Source organism: Longimicrobium sp. (assembly GCF_036280135.1).
GTDB lineage: Bacteria > Gemmatimonadota > Gemmatimonadetes > Longimicrobiales > Longimicrobiaceae > Longimicrobium.
In genome coordinates this window covers 1-17,602 of sequence record NZ_DASURI010000411.1, presented here as the reverse complement: position 1 = coordinate 17,602, position 17,602 = coordinate 1, and the positions used below count along the sequence as shown (strand labels likewise).

The window sequence follows — 17,602 nt, the reverse complement described above, 5'->3', positions numbered from 1 at the left end:
CGCAGCTCCTCGTCCATCCCGGTCAGCCCGCCCAGCTTGACGTTCCCCTCGTCCAGCAGGAGCCGCCCGCGCATGGTCTCGCGGAGCGTGGTGGGCTGCTCCATGATCTCCTTGAGCATGAAGTGGTCGTAGCCGCCGCGCTCCACCTCGCTCAGGTCCCAGTCCACCCGGTTGATGGGACGGTCCACGGGGCCGTGCTTGGGCCGGTGCACCGTGTAGCCGCCCTTGGTGATGGTGGCCATGTCGCCGTCGTCCAGGTAGATCACGTCGCGCGTGTGGGCGATGACGGCCGCCGCGTCGCTGGCCACGAACGTCTCGCCGTTCTCGCCCACGCCGATGAGCAGGGGGCTGCCCAGGCGGGCCACGACGATCTTGCCCGGGTCGCGCGTGCTGACGACGGCGATGCCGTACGTGCCCTCGATCTGCGTGAGGGCCGTCTCCACGGCGCGCTCCAGCGACTCGCCGGCGCGCCCGTCGCCGCTGGTGAACACCTCCTCGATCAGGTGCACCAGCACCTCGGTGTCGGTGTCGGAGGTAAAGACGTGGCCGCGCTCCTGCAGCAGCCGGCGCAGGGTGCCCGCGTTCTCGATGATGCCGTTGTGGACGACGGCAAAGTCGCCCTTTTCGGACAGGTGCGGGTGCGCGTTGCGGGTGTTGGGCGGGCCGTGCGTGGCCCAGCGCGTGTGGCCGATGCCGTACCACCCCTCCACGGGCTCCTGCTGGATGAGCTTCTCCAGCTCGGCGATCTTGCCGGCCTCCTTGCGCACTTCCAGGTGGCCGTTCTTGCTCACGACGATCCCGGCCGAGTCGTAGCCGCGGTACTCCAGCCGCTTGAGCCCCTGGATGAGGAGCGGCGTGACCTGCTGATCACCGATGTATCCAACGATTCCGCACATGGCTCTTGGTCCTGCGTGGAAGGAGTGTTCTCGTGTTCCGGCTTCGGGATCGATTGTCCGGCTTGCTGCTGAACCGCGACCTGCTGACCGGGGCGTGGAGCATGAAGCGGAGAATCCTCGGCCCGCGGAGCGCCCCCCATCCCCGACCCTTCCCCCATAAACTGAATGGGGGAAGGGAGAACTTCATCTCGGACCGGAGGGATCGCGCCGGCAGCAGCCTGCCCCTCCCCCGGCCCCTCCCCGCTCGTTCCTCACGGAGAGGGGAGAACGGCATCGAGCCGTTGCAGGCTGTCCCCTGTCCCCTATCCCCGTAACCCGCAGTCAACGCCGTTGCAGGCTATTCCCTATTCCCTGTCACCTATTCCCTAAACAGGCAGCGCCGCCCGCAGCGTCTCCACCAGCCCCGCCGCCTCGTCGCGCGTCTGCGCCTCGCAGATCACGCGGACGATGGGCTCCGTGCCCGACGGACGCAGGTGCGCCCACTTCTTCTCCGCCGGCCACGAAAGCCGCAGCCCGTCCTGCCGGTCCGCGTCCGCCTCGGGAAAGCGCGCCGCCAGGGCGTCGTAGACGGCGTCCAGGGGCTGCGACGGGCGCGCCACCTTTTCCTTGACGATCTCGTAGCGGCCCAGGCTGTCGGCCAGCGACTGCAGCCCCTGCCCCGTCTCGGCCAGCAGCTGCAGGATGAGCGCGGCGGCCACGGGCGCGTCGCGCGTGAGGTGCACGTCCGGCAGGATCACGCCGCCGTTGCCCTCGCCGCCCACCGTGGCGCTCTCCGATTGCATCCGCCGCGCCACGTTGATCTCGCCCACGGGCGCGCGGACCAGCGGCACGCCCGCCTTTTCGGCCACGTCGTCCAGCAGACGGCTCGTGGACAGGTTCGTCACGACGGCGCCGGGGCGGTGGCGAAGCACGAGCATGGAGGCCAGCGCGAGCGTGTAGTCCTCGCCGATGGCGCGGCCGTCGCCGCTGACGAGCGACAGGCGGTCCACGTCGGGGTCCGTCGCCAGGCCGATGTCGGCGCCCGTGCGGCGCACGAGCGCCTCCAGCTCCTTGAGGTTCTCGGCCACGGGCTCCGGCTCGCGGGGAAAGCGGCCGTCCGTCTCCAGGTTGATGGCGTCCACCCGGCAGCCCAGCTCGTCCAGCAGCCGCGGAAAGATGGTGCCGCCCGCGCCGCGCACGCAGTCCAGCGCCACGTGGAACTTGCGGGCGCGGATGGCGTCCAGGTCGATGAACGGGATGCTGAAGATGCGCTGCAGGTGGCGCTCGACGGCGTCCTCGTCCGTCGTGACGCCGCCCAGCTGGTCCCACGTGGCGCGGGGGATCTCGCCCTCCAGGAAGGCGCGCATCTCGCGGCCCTCGTCCCCGTCCAGGAACATGCCCGTGGGGCCGATGAACTTGAGCGCGTTCCACTCGATGGGGTTGTGGCTGGCCGTCACGGCCAGGCCGCCGGCCGCGCCCAGGTCCTCCACCGCCAGCTGCACCGTGGGCGTGGGCGCGATGCCCACGTCGATCACGTCGCAGCCCACGGACTGCAGGGCCGCCGCCGCCGCGCGGTGGAACATGGGGCCGCTCACCCGCGAGTCGCGGCCCAGCACCACCTTGTTCCCCGGCCCGCGCTGCCGCGCGTAGGCGCCGAACGCCGCCGCGAAGGTGGCGATCACCTCCGGCGTAAGTCCCTCCCCCACCCGTCCCCGCACCCCGGAGACGCTCACCATCAGTCGCGACGTATCGATCACGGCAGCTCCACTCTGGTCTCAGCCCACGTAAACACGTGTCGTTCCCCGGCTTCCGGGGGGCCGCAATGTCGAACCTCCGGACAACCCCGTCAAGCCGCGTTCCGCCGCGCCGCCGCCGTTCGCCCCCGGACGGCCGTCGCGCTCCCCTCCGCCTCCGCGGGCTGCACCGGCGTGGAGCGCTTGCCCGTGGTGATGACGGCCACGGCCAGGACGATGATGGCGGCGGCCGCCAGCACGCGGGGCGTCAGCGCCTCGTTCAGCACCCACCAGCCCAGCAGCACGGCCACCACGGGGTTCACGTACGCGTAGGTGCTCACGCGGGCCGGGGTGCTCACGCCCAGCAGCCAGATGTAGGCCGTAAAGCCCACCAGCGAGCCGAACACCACCAGGTACAGGTACGCCAGCAGCGACTCGGTGCTCACGGCGGACGGATCGAACCGCCCCCACTCCCCCGTCAGCGTGCCGGCCAGGGTGAGCCACGCGCCGCCCCACAGCATCTCCATCCCCGTCGCCAGCAGCGCGCTCTTCGGCAGGTCGGCCGTGCGCGAGTAGATGCTGCCCCCCGCCCACGCCGCGGAGCCCACCATCAGCAGCGCCGCGCCGCCCAGGTTGACGTGTCCGCCATCCGCGGCGCCGGGCCCCACGAGCACCACGATCCCCACGAAGCCCACCACGAGGCCGATCACGGTCCGCAGCGTGGGCCGGGTGCCGCCGGGGCGCAGCCACTCCAGCAGCACCATCCACATGGGGACCATGGCCACCAGCAGGGCCGCCACCCCCGAGGGCACCGTGCGCTCCGCCAGCGTGACGCCGCCGTTGCCGCACATCAGCAGCAGGGCGCCGATGAGGGCGGTGCTGCGCCAGTGCCGCGGCGCCGGCGCGGGCTCCCCGCGCAAACGCATGACGCCGTACAGGACCCCGCCCGCAAGCAGGAATCGCGCCCCGGCCATCAGGAGGGGCGGAAGGGTGTCGATGGCAAAGATGATCGCCAGGTACGTGCTCCCCCACAGCAGGTACACCGCCGCGAACGCGGCCAGCACCAGCGCCGTGGACGGGCGCGGCTTCGTCGCGTCAGTCATCGTTGGATCCCAGCGTGGGAGGGGGCAGCACCGCGGTCTCCTTCACGGTGTCGAGCACGATGGTGCTGCGGGTGGACCGGATGGTGTCGATGGCGCCCAGCTTGTCCTGCAGCAGCAGGCGCATGGCCCGGGTGCCCGCCACGCGCACCTTGATGAGGAAGCAGTCCTCGCCGGCCACGTGATGCACCTCCTGCACTTCGGGGATCTCGGCCAGGCGCTCGCCCGTGAGCGGCGCGCCCAGCCGCTCGTCCGCCCGCACGAAGACGAACGCGGTGAGCGAGAGCCCGTAGGCCTCGGCGTTGATGCGCGCGGAGTACCCCTCGATCACGCCGCGCTCCTCCAGCTTGCGGATGCGCTCCAGGATGGCGGACGGCGCCATCCCCACCTGCCGCGCGATCTCGGCGTTGGGCGTGCGGGCGTTCTGCTGAAGGATCTCCACGATCCGGATGTCTGTCTCGTCAATCATTCGGCCCTTCCTTTCTTGCGCCGATGATAATTCGCATCATCCATGCCGTCAAGCAGGTTGTGTTCTGCGTTATTGGGCAGAGGCTGAACAATCTTCGCGCTCGATGCCGAATGCATTCTCACGCAGAGGAAGCAGAGGCAGCAGAGGACCCCGGTTCCGCGCGGAACCAGGGTCCTCAGCCGCCCCGCGGAGCCTGCGGACATGGAAAAAGAGGCGACCCTCCTCGGATCCGAGAAGGGCCGCCTCTGCACAGCGTTCGGCTGGATCAGGCTGCTGCCAGAAAGGTGTGGTTGGGCTCCAGGTACAGCATGCGGAATCCCGTATCATCCTGCGCCACGAACGTGTCCGCGGGAGAAAGCCGCTCCCACGGGCCCCATTCGTCACCACGCCGGGTGGAGACGCTGAAATCCGCGAACCCCATCTCTTCGGTCCCGTGATGCCGGTCCTGGAACGTCTCGATGATGGGACCCCAGGAGCCCTCCCACCCGTCCTGCTGGTCCGCGAGCGTTGCCTCGCAGGCACGTACGTAGATCAGGCCCATCTGCCCGGTGGATGCATTCTCGAGGAATACTTCGTTCCGCCAGGAATCCTCGGCAAGCCGGTAGGTAATTGTCAGCACCCGAAGCGCCTGGTGCATCTCGCCGTTCAAAACGCATCCATGCAGATACGGCCGCAGCTCGGCGTACGTCATCGGCACCTGCCAACGATCCTGTCGTGACCAATCGTAGAGCCGAAAGACGCATTCCCGCTGGCCCTCATACGCAACGAGCGCCTCGGCGGACAGAGACGCTCGATTCATCGCGGTAAGATATAGCCAGCTGTGAACGTCGCCGCCCGGGAAGGTGGGACAGAGGATGGTGTACTCTGCGGCAGTGCCCGTGCCGAAGTCGGTCTTGTACGCGGAGCGATAGAACACGCCGAACCCGATTCCGCCGGGTAGTGGCGGATCGTCGTCGCCCCCATCGACTCCCCCCGCATCACCCTCCGATTCCAGCTCGGTTCCTGCGCGCTCGACCTTTGCCTGGGCCTGGTCGATGTTCGCCAGGGCGGCGGCCCGCTCCGCGCTCGTGAGATGCGGATTCGCGCGAATCATCCTCCGCTTGCTCTCGAGAAACGCGCGGAGTTCCGCTTTTTCATTGAGAGGCCGACGTGATACGCGGGCGACTTCCGCCCGGGCATCATACGCGTTCATCGTACGATCCAGCCCACTCTCGGAAACACTCCTCCGCGGTTCGTGCCCCCGGACCTGAGCCCGGCTCTCAACTCTCAAATCCATACGCACCCTCCCTGCGGTTCGAGGCGTCTCCAGAACCTTAACACTAGTTCCACCGCCCCAACAAGCTCCTCGTGGAAGCAAGTTCCGCGCGTGGCGGCAAACGGAAGAGCCGGCGGACATCGCATCCGCCGGCTCTCACATTCGTCTGCCCTCAGCCCTCTCGCCTACTCGTCGCGGGCGGTGGCGGCGGGGGCGGCTTCGGCGGCGCGAAGGCAGGCGGACACGAACTCCGCCTCGGCGGACTGGCAGGAGCGGCCGCGCGCCTCGGGCGCCTGGATCATCGAGATCATCATCTCGCCCACCACGCGGTAGCACTCGCCCTTGTTGCGCGCACCGTCCACCACGCGGCAAAAGCGGATGCCGTCCTGCGGATCGGCCGACTGGTTCACCAGCGTCTGCACGGCGCCCAGCTCGCACCACACGCGACCCCGTCCGGCGCCGGCATCGCCCACGCGCTGGCACATGTCGATGGTGCGGCGGTGGTCCTGCGACGCGAACGCCGTGATGTCGCGGCCCAGGCTCATGAAGCACGTGACGTGGAACTGCTCCGGCGCGCGCTCGCACACCCGCGCCGTGCTCCCCACGTCGCCGTAGTTGAAGAACATCACCGCCGACGTCTGCATGGCGTAGCAGGCGTCCTGGTACTTGAGCGCCACGGCGTTGCACGGGTACAGCCAGTCGTTGCGGTCCAGCGCCCGCCAGTCGCCGTGGTTCATCGCCTGCTGCGCGACCGGGGCGCCGTGCCCCGCGTGCGCATCCTGCGTCGCCTGCCCCGCCGGCGCCTGCTGCCCCTGGGCGTCGTGATTCGCGTGCTCGCCCTGCGCCGCGGGAGCCGTCTGCCCGGCCGCCTGGTGGCCGGCGTGCGCGTCGTGGCCCGCGTGCTCGTCCGCGGCCGGGGCCGGGGCCGGCTGCGCCGTCTGCCCGTGGCCGGCGTGCTCGTCGGCGGACGCCACCTGCCCATGTCCGCCGTGACCGCCCTGCGTGCTCGCGTGCCCGCCCGCGGAGTGATGCGGGTGCGTGGCGTTGACGATGTTCTCCATGAACGCGCCGCCGTAGCAGCTCATCCGGATGAAGTCGTCGGACGCCAGGTCGCACGACTCCAGCGACATGGGCAGGTGGTTCTCGTGCACCGCCATCAGCCCGTGCCCCAGGCCGTGCGCGCACTGAAAGTACGTGAACTGGTTGTCCCTGTGCGGGTTGCAGACGGCGTCCAGCTCCGCCTTGCCGATGGTGTGGCCCTGGCGGCTCAGGTCCAGGAAGTAGCCCTGGATCACGCCGTGGCCGCAGCCGGACATCTGCGTCACGGGGCAGGCGGCAAAGGTGGCCGCCATGCTCTCCTGTCCGCGGTACGCGGCGATGCCCATCCCGTGCGCCAGCGGGTGCGCGTTGGTCTTGATGTCGCCGTCCAGCGTGGCCAGCGTATCCAGCACCTCCATGCTCTTGGCGATGCCGGCGTCGTCGATCAGGGCCACCAGCGTGCGCTCCAGGCACGCGTCCTTGCCGCCCCGCGCGCGCTGGCACCCCGTGCGCACCCAGTCGGCAATGTCGCGCGCGGGCGACTGCGCGGTCCACGCGGCCGGCCCCAGCTGCGTCTCGGCCTCCACCTGCGGCGCGGGCCCGGCGGACGGACCGGCGGGTGCGCACGCCCCGGCCAGCAGCGCGACGCACGCGGCAAGCGCCGCGCGAAGGAGTCGTGGGTGCGGAACAGACGTCATCGTTCGATGGGAACCGGTGATTGGCGTACGGCGGATGCATCCCTGGCCGCAAAAGTGGTTCCGGGTGTGCGCGTTGGCAACCCGCACTGTCCGCCGGATCAACGTAACGAACAATCCCACGCGGCGTTGCGGCCGCGTGGGATGATCATCGTCCCTCTGTTGAGGCCGATGCAGTGCTCACCCCTGCGTCATTCTGATGCCGAATCCGCACGGAGACTGACCATCCTCATCTTGATTTCCTGAGGGAGCGCCCGCGCAGACCCCGCCCGCTCACGAGACTACGGGCGCGACCGAAGGATCTCCTCCGCGGAGCAGGGACTTCGCCGCTGGACTGGGTCCTTGCCTGGGCGGGAAGATCCTTCGGGGCCGCACGCATCCGGCGCGGTCAAAGTTCGTGAGGGCCCCTCAGGAAACAACGGCGTTTCCGGATCCGGAGGAGTCATCGGCGCTCCGCGCAAGGAAAGCAGCAGTTCAACCTCCCCCAGGGGTTTTGGGGGAGGTGGGCGAGCTCCGCGAGCCCGGAGGGGGCGCTCGCGCGGGGTCCGCTGCCCGGCGCGGTCCCGAGAGCACGGGTGAGAAGCGACGAACTACCGCACCTGGTCCTCGCGGGCCGCATCCGCGAGACGCGCGCCCATGCGGCAGGCGGCCACGAAGCCGGGCTCGGCGGATTGGCAGGCGTGGCCGCGCTGCTCGTCGGCGGGGAGCAGGGTGAGCATCTGCTCGCCGACGGCGCGGTAGCACTCGGACTTGTGGCCATCCGCCGTCACCAATCTGCAGAAGCGCATCCCCTCGTCCGCCGTGGCGGCCAGGTTCACCAGGTTCTGCACCACCCCCAGCATACACCACAGCTCGCCCTGGCCGCCGCCCATCCGCGCCACGCGTCCGCACATCGCCAGCGAGCGCGCGTGGTCCATCTCCGCGAGGGCCATGATGTCGCGCCCCAGGCTGCCGAAGCAGATGGGCATCATCCGCTGCGGCGCGCCTTCGCAGGCGTGGCCCGCGTCCGTCACGCTGCCCCCGTTGAGGTACAGCATGGCGCCCGTCTGCATCACGTAGCACGCCGGCTGGTACTGCTCGCCGACGACGCTGCACGGGTACAGCGGATCGTCGCGGTCCAGCGGCTGCCACGGCTCATCCGCCGTCCCATGATCCACCGACCCGTGATCCGCCGACGCGCCGTGTCCGCCGTGCGCGTCGCCGTGTCCCGCGTGCGCGTCGTCCGCCCCGTGCCGGCCCTGCGTGGCGCCGTGCCCGCCCGTGGTGTTGTGGGGATGCGTGACGAGGACGATGTTCTCCATGAAGATGCCGCTGTAGCAGCTCTCCCGGATGTACGGGTCCGATGCCTGGTCGCAGGCCCGGAGCGTCCGCGGGACGTGGTTTTGGTACACGGCCATGAGCCCGTGTCCCATGCCGTGCCCGCACTGGCCGTAGAGGAACGTGTTGGGCCTGTGCGGCTCGCAGAGCGCGTCCAGCTCCGCCGTCCCCGGCATGCGCCCCTGCGACACGAGATCCAGGAAGTAGCCCTGCACGACGCCGTGGTGGCAGCCGGCGCCCTCGCCGGCGGGGCACGCGGCGAACGCGGCGTGCATGGTCTGCGGCCCCGTGTACGCGGCGATGCCCATCCCGTGCGCCAGCTCGTGGCCGTAGGTGCGCACGCCGGCGTCCACGCGCATGAGCGTATCCAGCACCTCCATGGCGCGCCCGATCCCCGCCTGGCCCACGAGCGCCACGAGGTTCTGCTCCGTGCACTGCCGGTTGGCGAGCGGGCCGCGGCACGCGCGCCGCATCCACCGCGCGATCTCGCCCGCGGGGGAGTCCGCGCTCCACGCCGGCGCCGGCCCGGTGGAAGGCGCGGCGGGCGCGCAGGCGGTCAGCAAGGTGAACGCGACCAGCAGGAACGGCAGCAGGCGCCGGGCGGGGCGAAGGTCAGGGCGGGGCATGTCGTCGGGTCGGTGGATCACGGGCGATGCGCCCGGATTCAGGGATTCTCGAAGCGGACGTCCCAACGGACCGCGTTCTCCGCGGCAAAGCGGGCAAGGCGCATCCCTTCCTCTTCCAGCGCCGCGCGGTCCGCGGGCGCCAGCGGCGCAAACGGGCTGATGACGAGGGCCGCCGTGTCGCCGTCACGCGCCATCTTCCACATGCCGCGCACCATGCCGTCCACCAGGATGGTCGCGCGGATGATGCCGTTGATGGTGAACACGCGCTTGCGGTCCGGCTCGGAGATGATGCGCGTGCGGTCCGCGTGCGACAGCAGCACGTTGTCGAACTCGGGGAGAAAGCGCGGGGGAGCGGGCGTGTCCTCGTCCGGGCGCGGCGCGTCGGGAAGGTCGAACAGCTCGGCGCCGGACGCGTCGCGAAAGGCGCGCAGCCGCGGCCGCAGCCGGTCCACGACGGCGTTCAGCCGCTTGAGGCCACACCAGTGCTGTGCGTCGCGCACCGTCGCGGGGCCAAACGCGGCAAAGTAGCGCATCACCATCTCGTCCGGCGCCGTCTCCGCCTCCAGCGGACGCCCCAGCCAGGTGTCGAGGGGGGTGTGCGCGGCTGGACCGCTCTCGCCCCACACGCCGCGCGGGGGCACCTGCACCAGCGGCACCAGGTTGCGCACCATGTTGCCCAGCGCGGCGCGTTCTGCATCCGGCCAGCGCTCCCCCAGCAGCACGCCGAGCTCCTGGAAGGTGCGCGGCGCCTGCTCCGCCAGGGCGCGCCCCGCCGCCGCGAGCTCCGCCGAGTCCGCGCCGCCCAACTCCCTGCCGTGCACGCTGAACCCCCAGCGTGCCAGCTCCGCGTCCAGCACGGGGCGCAGCCGCAGGGCGTCACGCGCGGTCACGAGAAAGATGGTGGATCGCATGAGCGCCATCCGCACGGCCCGCCGGTCGCGGATGCGCTGCGCCAAGTCCTCGGGGCGAAATCCGTCCAGCCGCGTCCACAGGCCCAGGTACGGCGGATTGGGGGCCTGCGCCTGCATCCCCACCTGCCGCTCCAGCGCGTCGTCGACGGAGATGGACGCGCGGCGCAGCAGCATCTGCCGGTCCAGCAGCGCCCGGTTGAGCGCGCGCGGGCCGAGCACGTCCGTGGACGCGGTGGATGGGACGGATCGAGGGGAACGACCGGCCATGCGGGGGAGGCGCAATTCCGTGAAGGGGGACGGCGGCGGAAACCGTCGGAGACGCGACAACTTCACGCCATCCGCCCCCGCGGACAAGAACGGCGCCGGCCATGGAGGTCGGCGCCGTTGCTGTCCGCGCGGGTGAAGCGATCCGATCCGATCCGATGCGATCCGGGCGATCCGATCCGATGCGATCCGGGCGATCCGGGCGATCCGGGCCGAGCCGAGCCGAGCCGATGCGATGATCCGTGGTCGCGGGCCCCCAGCCGGAGCGAATGAATTCGCCGCTGGAAAGGCACGAAGTCCGCCTTCGCGGACTGCCCGAGAAAGGCCGCCCCCAGTGCACCGGGGCGACGTTCGCGTGGGTGAAGCCTCACGCAGTTTGTGAGGCTTTCCGCCGTCGTTGCGGCGACTTCAGTCGCTCAGGCTGGATGCCGACTCACGTCAGCGCGGCCAGGTACCGCAGCCCGGTGACGCTGGGCAGGAACACGTAGGCGCTTCCGCGCGTGGTGATCATCCGCCCAAAGCCGGAGATGGTCTTGTTGTTCTTGCCCCCCTTGCCCAGCGCGGGCAGGGTGAACGAGCTGCCGGACGGGTCGTTCACGCCCAGGAACACGTCCTCGCCGCTGATGTTGAACACGGCGTTGCCCGCGTCCGTGCCGCCCGGCCCCGTGGCCGCCTTGACGAAGTCCGACAGCTGGTCCCACTGCGACTGCAGGAAGACGAACTGGTTGCTGATGCTGCCGTTGATGAAGTAGCCGATGAGCCCCCGCGGCGTGTCCACCGGCTTCTGGGGATCGTACGCCGGGCCGTACGGGATGGCGCGCCGCACGATGCGATGGTGCGTGGAATCCGTCCCCACGACGGCCGCGTTGCGCGGGTTGTTGCGCCGGATGTGCGAGCCGATGGGGCAGCGCAGGCCCAGCGTGTCGTCCTTTGCCGGGTCGGAATCGACGTACGTGAAGTTGTTCAGCTGGTGCACGGGCAGGCACTCGGCAGGCGCGTCGGGCACCAGTTCCAGGGGGTTCCCGTTGCGCCACCGTCCGCACACCTTGGCGGCCAGCATCTCCGGATCGATCCCGGCCTTGGGCGCGTACGTCTGCAGGAACTGCTCGAAGCCCACCACGTCCTGGTCCAGGATGCGGAACGCCGCGTAGCTGCTGTTCATCGACAGCGCATCTGGCTGCACGGAATACGTGCCTCCGGACGCGTTGGGGTAGCCCAGCAGGAACTCGCCCGTGGGCACCTCCGGCTGGTCGTCCGGGTCGGGGCGCTTGCGCTCGGGCGCGCCCTGCACCGTTGGCTGCGCGATGCTGTCGCGGTAGCCAAAGTGCACCTGGTTGTCCGGCAGCGCCGACGCGTCGTGCGACAGCAGCTCCTTGAACCCCGCCGCGAACCCCGCCCGCAGCCGCTCCGTCTGCGCGTCCAGCACCGCCGGGTCCTTGTGCACCCACAGGCTCAGCACCGCGTGTGCGTTCTGCCACGTCTCCACGCCGCCCAGCCAGTTGGACGGTCCGCTGTCGCCCGTGTCGCCCACGTCGGCGGCGGACGCGGGATCGGCGGCGCCGGCCTGGAACGCCGGGTCGAAAGACGCGAGTTGCTGTTGCGTGACGCCCAGCGCCGCCAGTCCCGCGGCCGTGAATCCCACGTTGACGAAGCACGCCGGCTTTTCCGTCCAGCGGGCCGCCGTGGTGAGCTTCGGCACGCCGCCCGAGCCGCCCACCAGGTGGCCGATGAAGGCGCGGGCCGCCGCCGCATCCGTGACCTGCAGGATGAAGTGCCGGGCTAGGTCCACGCGGTAGCCGCGCAGGATGGTGCCCTGCACGTCGGCGTAGTCGATGTCGGGAGTCGCCATGGAGGGGGGAGGAGAAAGGAGGGCGGGGCGCCGCCGTGCGCGGCGCCCCGAAACGCGGGATTGGGCGGACGGGATCAGACCGAGGCCAGGATCACCTGCACCGTTTGCGGATACGCCTGGTACAGGCCGCCGCCCGGCTGCGTGGGCGCGGTGGGCGTCGTCTGCCCGTTGTTCGGGAAGTGCTGCGACGCGTCGTTGGCCGTGACGAACGCGTTGAACGCGGCCACGTTGTTCTGCACGGGGATCACCGCGTCGCCGCCCACGACGAACGCCAGCAGCGCGTTGAACACGTCGCCGATCTGCGCCACGAAGTCGCCGATGTACTTGGAGAAGGTGCCGTCGTACTCGGTGATGACGGCCAGCACCAGCTCGTTGGAGGCCGCCGCGCCGGGCTGCAGGTTCGGGACGGAGCGGTCCAGCAGCAGGAAGCGCGCGTAGTGCACGGTGCCGATGGAGCTGAGCGCCGTGTCGATCTGGGCGTTGTACTTCTCCAGCGCCGCCGCGATGACCATCGGGTTGGTGCCGGGAATGATGGGCATGAGCAGCGTGAGCGGACTGGCCATGGGATTCCTTGTGCGTGGGGATGAAAGGACGGGAGGGCGATCGCGGGGGGATGGATCGAGCGGACGAGGAGGGCCACCGCTACTGAACTGATGCGCGATCGCGTATCAGCATAGCACGCCGCACGTAATCCGTCAAACGTTACGCGCATTCGGATCGCGTGTCCGCCGATTCGCCGATCCGCGAACGCGCGAACGCCGCCCCGGGAGGCGGCGTTCGTGGATGCAGTTCGTGCCGGAGCAAAGCATCGGAGAAAATCCGCAGAGCCCGCGCCGGAGCGAATGAATTCGCCGCTGGAAAGGCACGAAGTCCGCCTCCGCGGACTGCCCCAGCGGATGCCGACTTACGTGCACCGGGGCGACCCTCGCGCGGTTGAAGCCTCACGCAGTTTGTGAGGCTTTCCGCGGTCGTTGCGGCGACTTCAGTCGCTCACGCAGTTGCGGGCTATTCCCTGTTCCCTATTCCCTGCCGTCCTATACCCTCGCCGGCGACGCCACCAGCGCCTCCAGCTCCTCGGCCCGGTGCTCCGCCGTGTGCTCGGCCACGATGCGGGCGCGGGCGGCCAAGCCGATGGCGCGGCGGGCGTCGTCGGAGGTGCCGCGGAGGAGGTCGATTACCTCCTCCGTGCTCTCCGGCAGCAGGATCTCCGTGCCGGGCGCGAAGAACGCCTCGATCCCCGGCCAGCGGTCGCTGATCATGGCCGCGCCGCACGCCGCCGCCTCGAACAGCCGCACGCTGGGCGACCAGCCCGCCTGCACCATGTCCGCGCGGGTGGCGTTCAGCTGCCAGCGGGCGCTGCTGTAGAACTGCGGGTGCAGCGCCGGCGGAAGGTGCGGGTTCAGCAGCACGTTCTCCGGCCAGGCGATGTCGGCCGGGTACTGCGGGCCGGCCACGTAGAACCTGCGCTCCGGCATCCGCCGCGCGGGCTCGATGAGGAAGCGCTCCAGCACGGGCTGCCGGTCCGGCGCGTACGTCCCCATGTACGCCAGGTCGCTGACGAGATAGGGATCGATGTCCGTCGGCCGGTAGCGATCGACATCCACCGAGCAGTAGAGCGGACGGGCCTCGCGGGCGCCCAGCTCGCCCTCCAGCACCTCGTGCAGGAACGGCCCGCCGGTGAACGACAGGTAGCGCGTGAACAGCGGCACCTGGTCGCGCCGCAGGTACTCCGCGTCTCCCCGGCGCAGGGCCGCGACGGTGACGGGCGTGTCGATGTCGTAAAAGAACAGCGGGTCGATCCCCGCCTCCGCCAGGTCGTCGATCACCCGCGGGCCGTCCTTCACGTAGCTGCCCACCAGGGTGGCATCCGCCTCGCGCGCCTCCGCGACCGCTTCCGCCGAGACGGAGGCCCAGTCCTCGTACAGCTTGAGCGTGACGTACTCCGGGTGCGCCAGGTCGCGGTTGCCGGCGTACCAGGGCGCGTTCCACTCGTAGAACACGATCTCGTGCCCCCGCGCGGCAAAGGCGCGCAGCAGGGCGCGGTACGTGGTGGCGTGCCCGTTCCCCCAGCTGCTGCTGATGGACAGGCCGAAGACGACGAGCTTCATGCGGCCTCCACGGGCGCGGCGCGCAGGATGGCGTCCATCTGCCGCGCGCGCTGGGTGTAGGTGTGGTCCGCCAGGGCCCGGGCGCGCCCCGCCCGGCCGATCTGCCGCGCGCGCGCATCATCCACCGAGCGGACGAGCTGCGCCACCTCCTCGGCGGACGCGGCCACGAGGATCTCCTCGCCCGGCGCGAAGAAGTCCTCGATCCCCTCCCACGCGTCCGTCACCTGGCAGCTGGCCGCGCCCGCCGCCTCGAACATGCGCGTGGCGGGACTCCACCCGTTCTGCACCATGCTCTCGCGGTGGATATTGAGCACCAGGCGCGCGGACGCGTTCACCGTGTTGTGCCGCGACGTGGGCACGTGGCCCAGGTACGTGACGTTGGCCGGCATGTCCGTCTTCCATCCCCATCCCTCGCCGCCAAGGAGGAACCTGTGCTCGGGGCACAGCGCGGCGGCGCGGAAGAAGAACTCCTCCACGCGGGCCTCGCGGTCCGGCAAACGGTTGCCCATGAAGAGGATGTCGTACTCCACGGCGACGTCCTCGACCGGCCGGTGCTCGTCCGGGTCCAGCGCGTTGTAGATGGGCGTGCACGCCTTTGCGCCCCAGCGCTCGTACTCCGCGCAGACGGGCGGCCCGCCGCCGTAGGTAAAGATTTGATCGTACTTCCGGATGTGAAGGCGGAAGGGGTCCGCCGCGTCCTCCGCGATGCGGCTGAGCGTGGCGGGCGCGTCCACGTCCAGGAACGCCGTCATCACGTCGCCGCCGGCGCGGTCGGCCACGGCGGCTTCCAGCTCAGCGTCCCAGAGGCCCACGCCGCTGCACTTGATGACCCAGTCGCTCTCCGCGAACGCCTGCTCGATGAGCGCGTCGCGCTCCGCCTCCGTCGTGTAGACGATGACGCGCGCGTACTCGGGATCTTCCGCGAGGTCGCGGTTCTGCTGCCGGTCGTAGGCGTCGGGCTCGCAAAAGGTGACCGTGTGGCCAAGCCCGTGCAGCGCGCGGATCAGCCCGCGATAGTACGTGGCCGCGCCGTTCCAGTACGACGATACGAGCGACGAGCCAAAGAACGTCAGGTGCATGCCGCCTCCGAAGCGAGTGAATCGGTCTGCCCTTGCAGGCTATTCCCTATTCCCTGTTCCCTATTCCCTCCCGTTCCCCCCGCCGCGCCCGCACGCCCCAGCTCCTCCACGATCCCGAGCAGCTGCACGGCCCGATGATCGCACGTGTGCCGCGCCAGCACGGCCCGCAGCCCGCGCTGGGCCTGCTCCGCTCGCGCGTCGTCGTCCGTGGCGAAGCGGTGCAGGGCCTCCCACATGGCCTGCGGCGATTCCACGGAGACGTACGCGCCCGGCTCGAACAGTCCCTCCGAGTCCAGCCACGGCGCGCTGACGAGGGGAATGCCGCACGCCAGCGCCTCGAACACGCGGATGGTGGGGATGCCGCGCAGGGCCTCCACGTACGCCCGCCGCGGCACGTGCAGCGTCACCCGGCTGCGCGCGAACGCGCGCGGCACGGTGACGGACGGCGCCCAGCCGCGGAACTCCACGCCCGCGTCCGCCAGCTCCGCCAGCGCGTAGTCCGGGTATCGGACGCCGTGCGCCACGAAGCGCAGCCCCGGGAACCGCTTCGCCGCGCCCAGCCAGTAGTCGCGCAGCTCCTGCGTGCGCTCCTCGTCGCCCCAGTTGCCGATCCAGATGACGTCCGTGTCCTTCGCAACGTCGTTCATCGGCTTGAAGCGCACGTGGTCCGCCGCCTCGTGGAACGTCCACGCGCGCCGCACGCCGAACCGCTCCCGGTACACGTCGCGCAGCACGTCGCCGAACGCCAGCACGCCGTCGTACGCCTGCAGGTCGAAGCGGGCGATGGATTCCGGATCGCTCCACGGGCGGTGGTGCGTGTCGTGAAAGAGCGCGATGCCCCCCGCCGCGCGCACCAGCGGCGCGAGCGCGTTCACCACGTGCGGCTCGTTCCACTCGTGGACCAGGACGAGGTCCGCGCCCGCCACCGCGTCGGCCAGGTCCGAGACGAGCGACGGCGCCGCCGGGTCGTAGCTGCGGACGTCGATCTCCGGATACGTCCGCGCGAAGTCCACGATGGGACCCACGCCGTGGTCGCGCAGCAGGTTCTCCACGGACCAGGCGCCGCGGGGCTCGTAGCTGACGACCTCGTGCCCCATCCGCGTCAGCGAGCTCATCAGCCCGCGGATGAAGTGCGCGTTGCCGTGGTTCCAGTCGCTGACGGCGCTGTGGATGAAGAAGACGATCTTCATCGGCCCCCTCCCATCCGCCCGTAACGCATCGTCACCCGCACCAACGCACGGTCCGCGACGGGGAGCGAATGAATTCGCCGCTGGAACTTCGCGAAGTCCGCCTGCGCGGACTGCAGTTCGGACATCCTCACGCGACGGCCTCCATCTGCTGCGGCTGCGTGAGCCCGGTCCAGGTCTGGATCATCTGCCGGTAGAGTTCGATGTAATCCGCGGCCATGCGTTTGGCCGTGTAGCGCCGGATGGCCCGCGTCCGCGCGGCTTTCGCAAGGCGGTCGCGCAGCCGGGCATCCCCGTTCACGCGGCGCAGGGCGTCCGCCAGCGCGGCCGCGTCGCCGCTGGGAAAGAACTCCGCGCAGCCGTCCCACAGCTCGCGGAAGGTGCCGATGTCGCTCAGCACGAGGGCGCAGCCGTGCAGCGCGGCCTCCAGCGGCGCCAGGCCGAAGGGCTCGTAGCGCGAGGGCGCCACGTAGATGGACGCGCGCCGCATCCACTCGTCCACCTGCGCGCGCTCCACCCGGCCGTGCGCCGTCACGTTGCGCACGGAGCACGTCTCCCCGTGCGGCGCCGTCGTCTCGCCGATCACGTGGATGGGCGGTGCGTCCGGGCCCAGCAGGCCGGCGGCCTCGTCCAGCAGGTCCGCGCCCTTGCCGCGGTCCCACAGCCGGCCCACGCAGAGAACGAGCGGCTCCGCGCGCTCCGCCGGCTCCGCGTCGTCGAACGCGATTCCGTTGTGGATCACCCGCGTCACCTCCACGCCGTAGTACCGGTGCGTCAGCTCCGCCTGGTAGCCCGTGGGCGTGACGACGGCGTCCGCCGCGCGCAGCCCGTCGCGCAGCCAGCGCGCGTACGCCGCCCAGTCGTCCGCGGGCGCCTCGTGGCCGTTTACGTGGGGGAACCACGACAGCACGTCGCTGTGGACGGCGACCAGCACGGGCGCGGGAAAGCGGTGGGCGGCGTAGGCGATCTGGTTGAGGTGCACGACGTCGGGGTTCCACACCTCCGCCAGCCCCACCAGCCACTCGCCGGCCGCCCGCACGTCGTCCGCGGCGTCCTGCATCCACTCCAGCCGGTACGCGCGCCAGACCACCTGCAC

Annotated in this window: 13 protein-coding genes and 1 pseudogene; all 14 read right to left on the bottom strand. The window is 70.5% G+C overall.

All coding sequences use genetic code 11. From position 1 onward, the window contains the following. Window positions 1-896 (bottom strand): annotated as a pseudogene (locus tag VFZ20_RS13170) (glutamine--fructose-6-phosphate aminotransferase); the annotation flags it as partial. Between the two features lie 365 nt (window positions 897-1,261). Continuing rightward, window positions 1,262-2,632: a phosphoglucosamine mutase gene (gene glmM / locus VFZ20_RS13165; RefSeq protein WP_329684351.1), complete on the bottom strand. Its 1,371-nt coding sequence runs from the start codon at window positions 2,630-2,632 to the stop codon at window positions 1,262-1,264. An 89-nt stretch (window positions 2,633-2,721) separates the two neighbouring features. After that, the gene (gene yedA / locus VFZ20_RS13160) at window positions 2,722-3,711 is read right to left on the bottom strand and encodes a drug/metabolite exporter YedA (protein WP_329684350.1); all 990 of its coding nucleotides are present in this window, start codon (window positions 3,709-3,711) and stop codon (window positions 2,722-2,724) included. After that, window positions 3,704-4,177: an Lrp/AsnC family transcriptional regulator gene (locus tag VFZ20_RS13155; RefSeq protein ID WP_329684349.1), complete on the bottom strand. Its 474-nt coding sequence runs from the start codon at window positions 4,175-4,177 to the stop codon at window positions 3,704-3,706. The genes yedA and VFZ20_RS13155 overlap by 8 nt, the downstream gene beginning before the upstream one ends. Before the next feature lie 265 nt (window positions 4,178-4,442). Further along, entirely contained in the window at window positions 4,443-5,369 is a 927-nt protein-coding gene (locus tag VFZ20_RS13150; protein ID WP_329684348.1) for a hypothetical protein, read from the bottom strand. A gap of 248 nt (window positions 5,370-5,617) precedes the next feature. Continuing rightward, a complete protein-coding gene (locus tag VFZ20_RS13145) occupies window positions 5,618-7,168 on the bottom strand; it encodes a hypothetical protein (RefSeq protein WP_329684347.1) in 1,551 nt (516 codons plus the stop codon). Window positions 7,169-7,755: 587 nt separating this feature from the next. Next, the gene (locus VFZ20_RS13140; RefSeq protein WP_329684346.1) at window positions 7,756-9,108 is read right to left on the bottom strand and encodes a hypothetical protein; all 1,353 of its coding nucleotides are present in this window, start codon (window positions 9,106-9,108) and stop codon (window positions 7,756-7,758) included. A gap of 38 nt (window positions 9,109-9,146) precedes the next feature. Further along, entirely contained in the window at window positions 9,147-10,238 is a 1,092-nt protein-coding gene (locus VFZ20_RS13135) for a winged helix DNA-binding domain-containing protein (RefSeq protein ID WP_329684345.1), read from the bottom strand. Window positions 10,239-10,716: 478 nt separating this feature from the next. Beyond that, window positions 10,717-12,132, bottom strand: a complete 1,416-nt coding sequence (locus tag VFZ20_RS13130; RefSeq protein WP_329684344.1) for a hypothetical protein — start codon at window positions 12,130-12,132, stop codon at window positions 10,717-10,719. 74 nt (window positions 12,133-12,206) lie between these two features. Next, window positions 12,207-12,695, bottom strand: coding sequence for a hypothetical protein (locus VFZ20_RS13125; protein WP_329684343.1), 489 nt, complete (start codon window positions 12,693-12,695; stop codon window positions 12,207-12,209). 471 nt (window positions 12,696-13,166) lie between these two features. Further along, entirely contained in the window at window positions 13,167-14,240 is a 1,074-nt protein-coding gene (locus VFZ20_RS13120) for a CgeB family protein (protein ID WP_329684342.1), read from the bottom strand. After that, on the bottom strand, window positions 14,237-15,319 hold the full coding sequence (locus VFZ20_RS13115) for a CgeB family protein (RefSeq protein ID WP_329684341.1): 1,083 nt from the start codon (window positions 15,317-15,319) through the stop codon (window positions 14,237-14,239). The genes VFZ20_RS13120 and VFZ20_RS13115 overlap by 4 nt, the downstream gene beginning before the upstream one ends. Continuing rightward, window positions 15,310-16,509, bottom strand: coding sequence for a CgeB family protein (locus VFZ20_RS13110; protein WP_329684340.1), 1,200 nt, complete (start codon window positions 16,507-16,509; stop codon window positions 15,310-15,312). The genes VFZ20_RS13115 and VFZ20_RS13110 overlap by 10 nt, the downstream gene beginning before the upstream one ends. 127 nt (window positions 16,510-16,636) lie before the next feature. Further along, window positions 16,637-17,602: glycosyltransferase family 4 protein (locus VFZ20_RS13105; RefSeq protein ID WP_329684339.1), on the bottom strand; the 966-nt coding region annotated here is incomplete at its 5' end.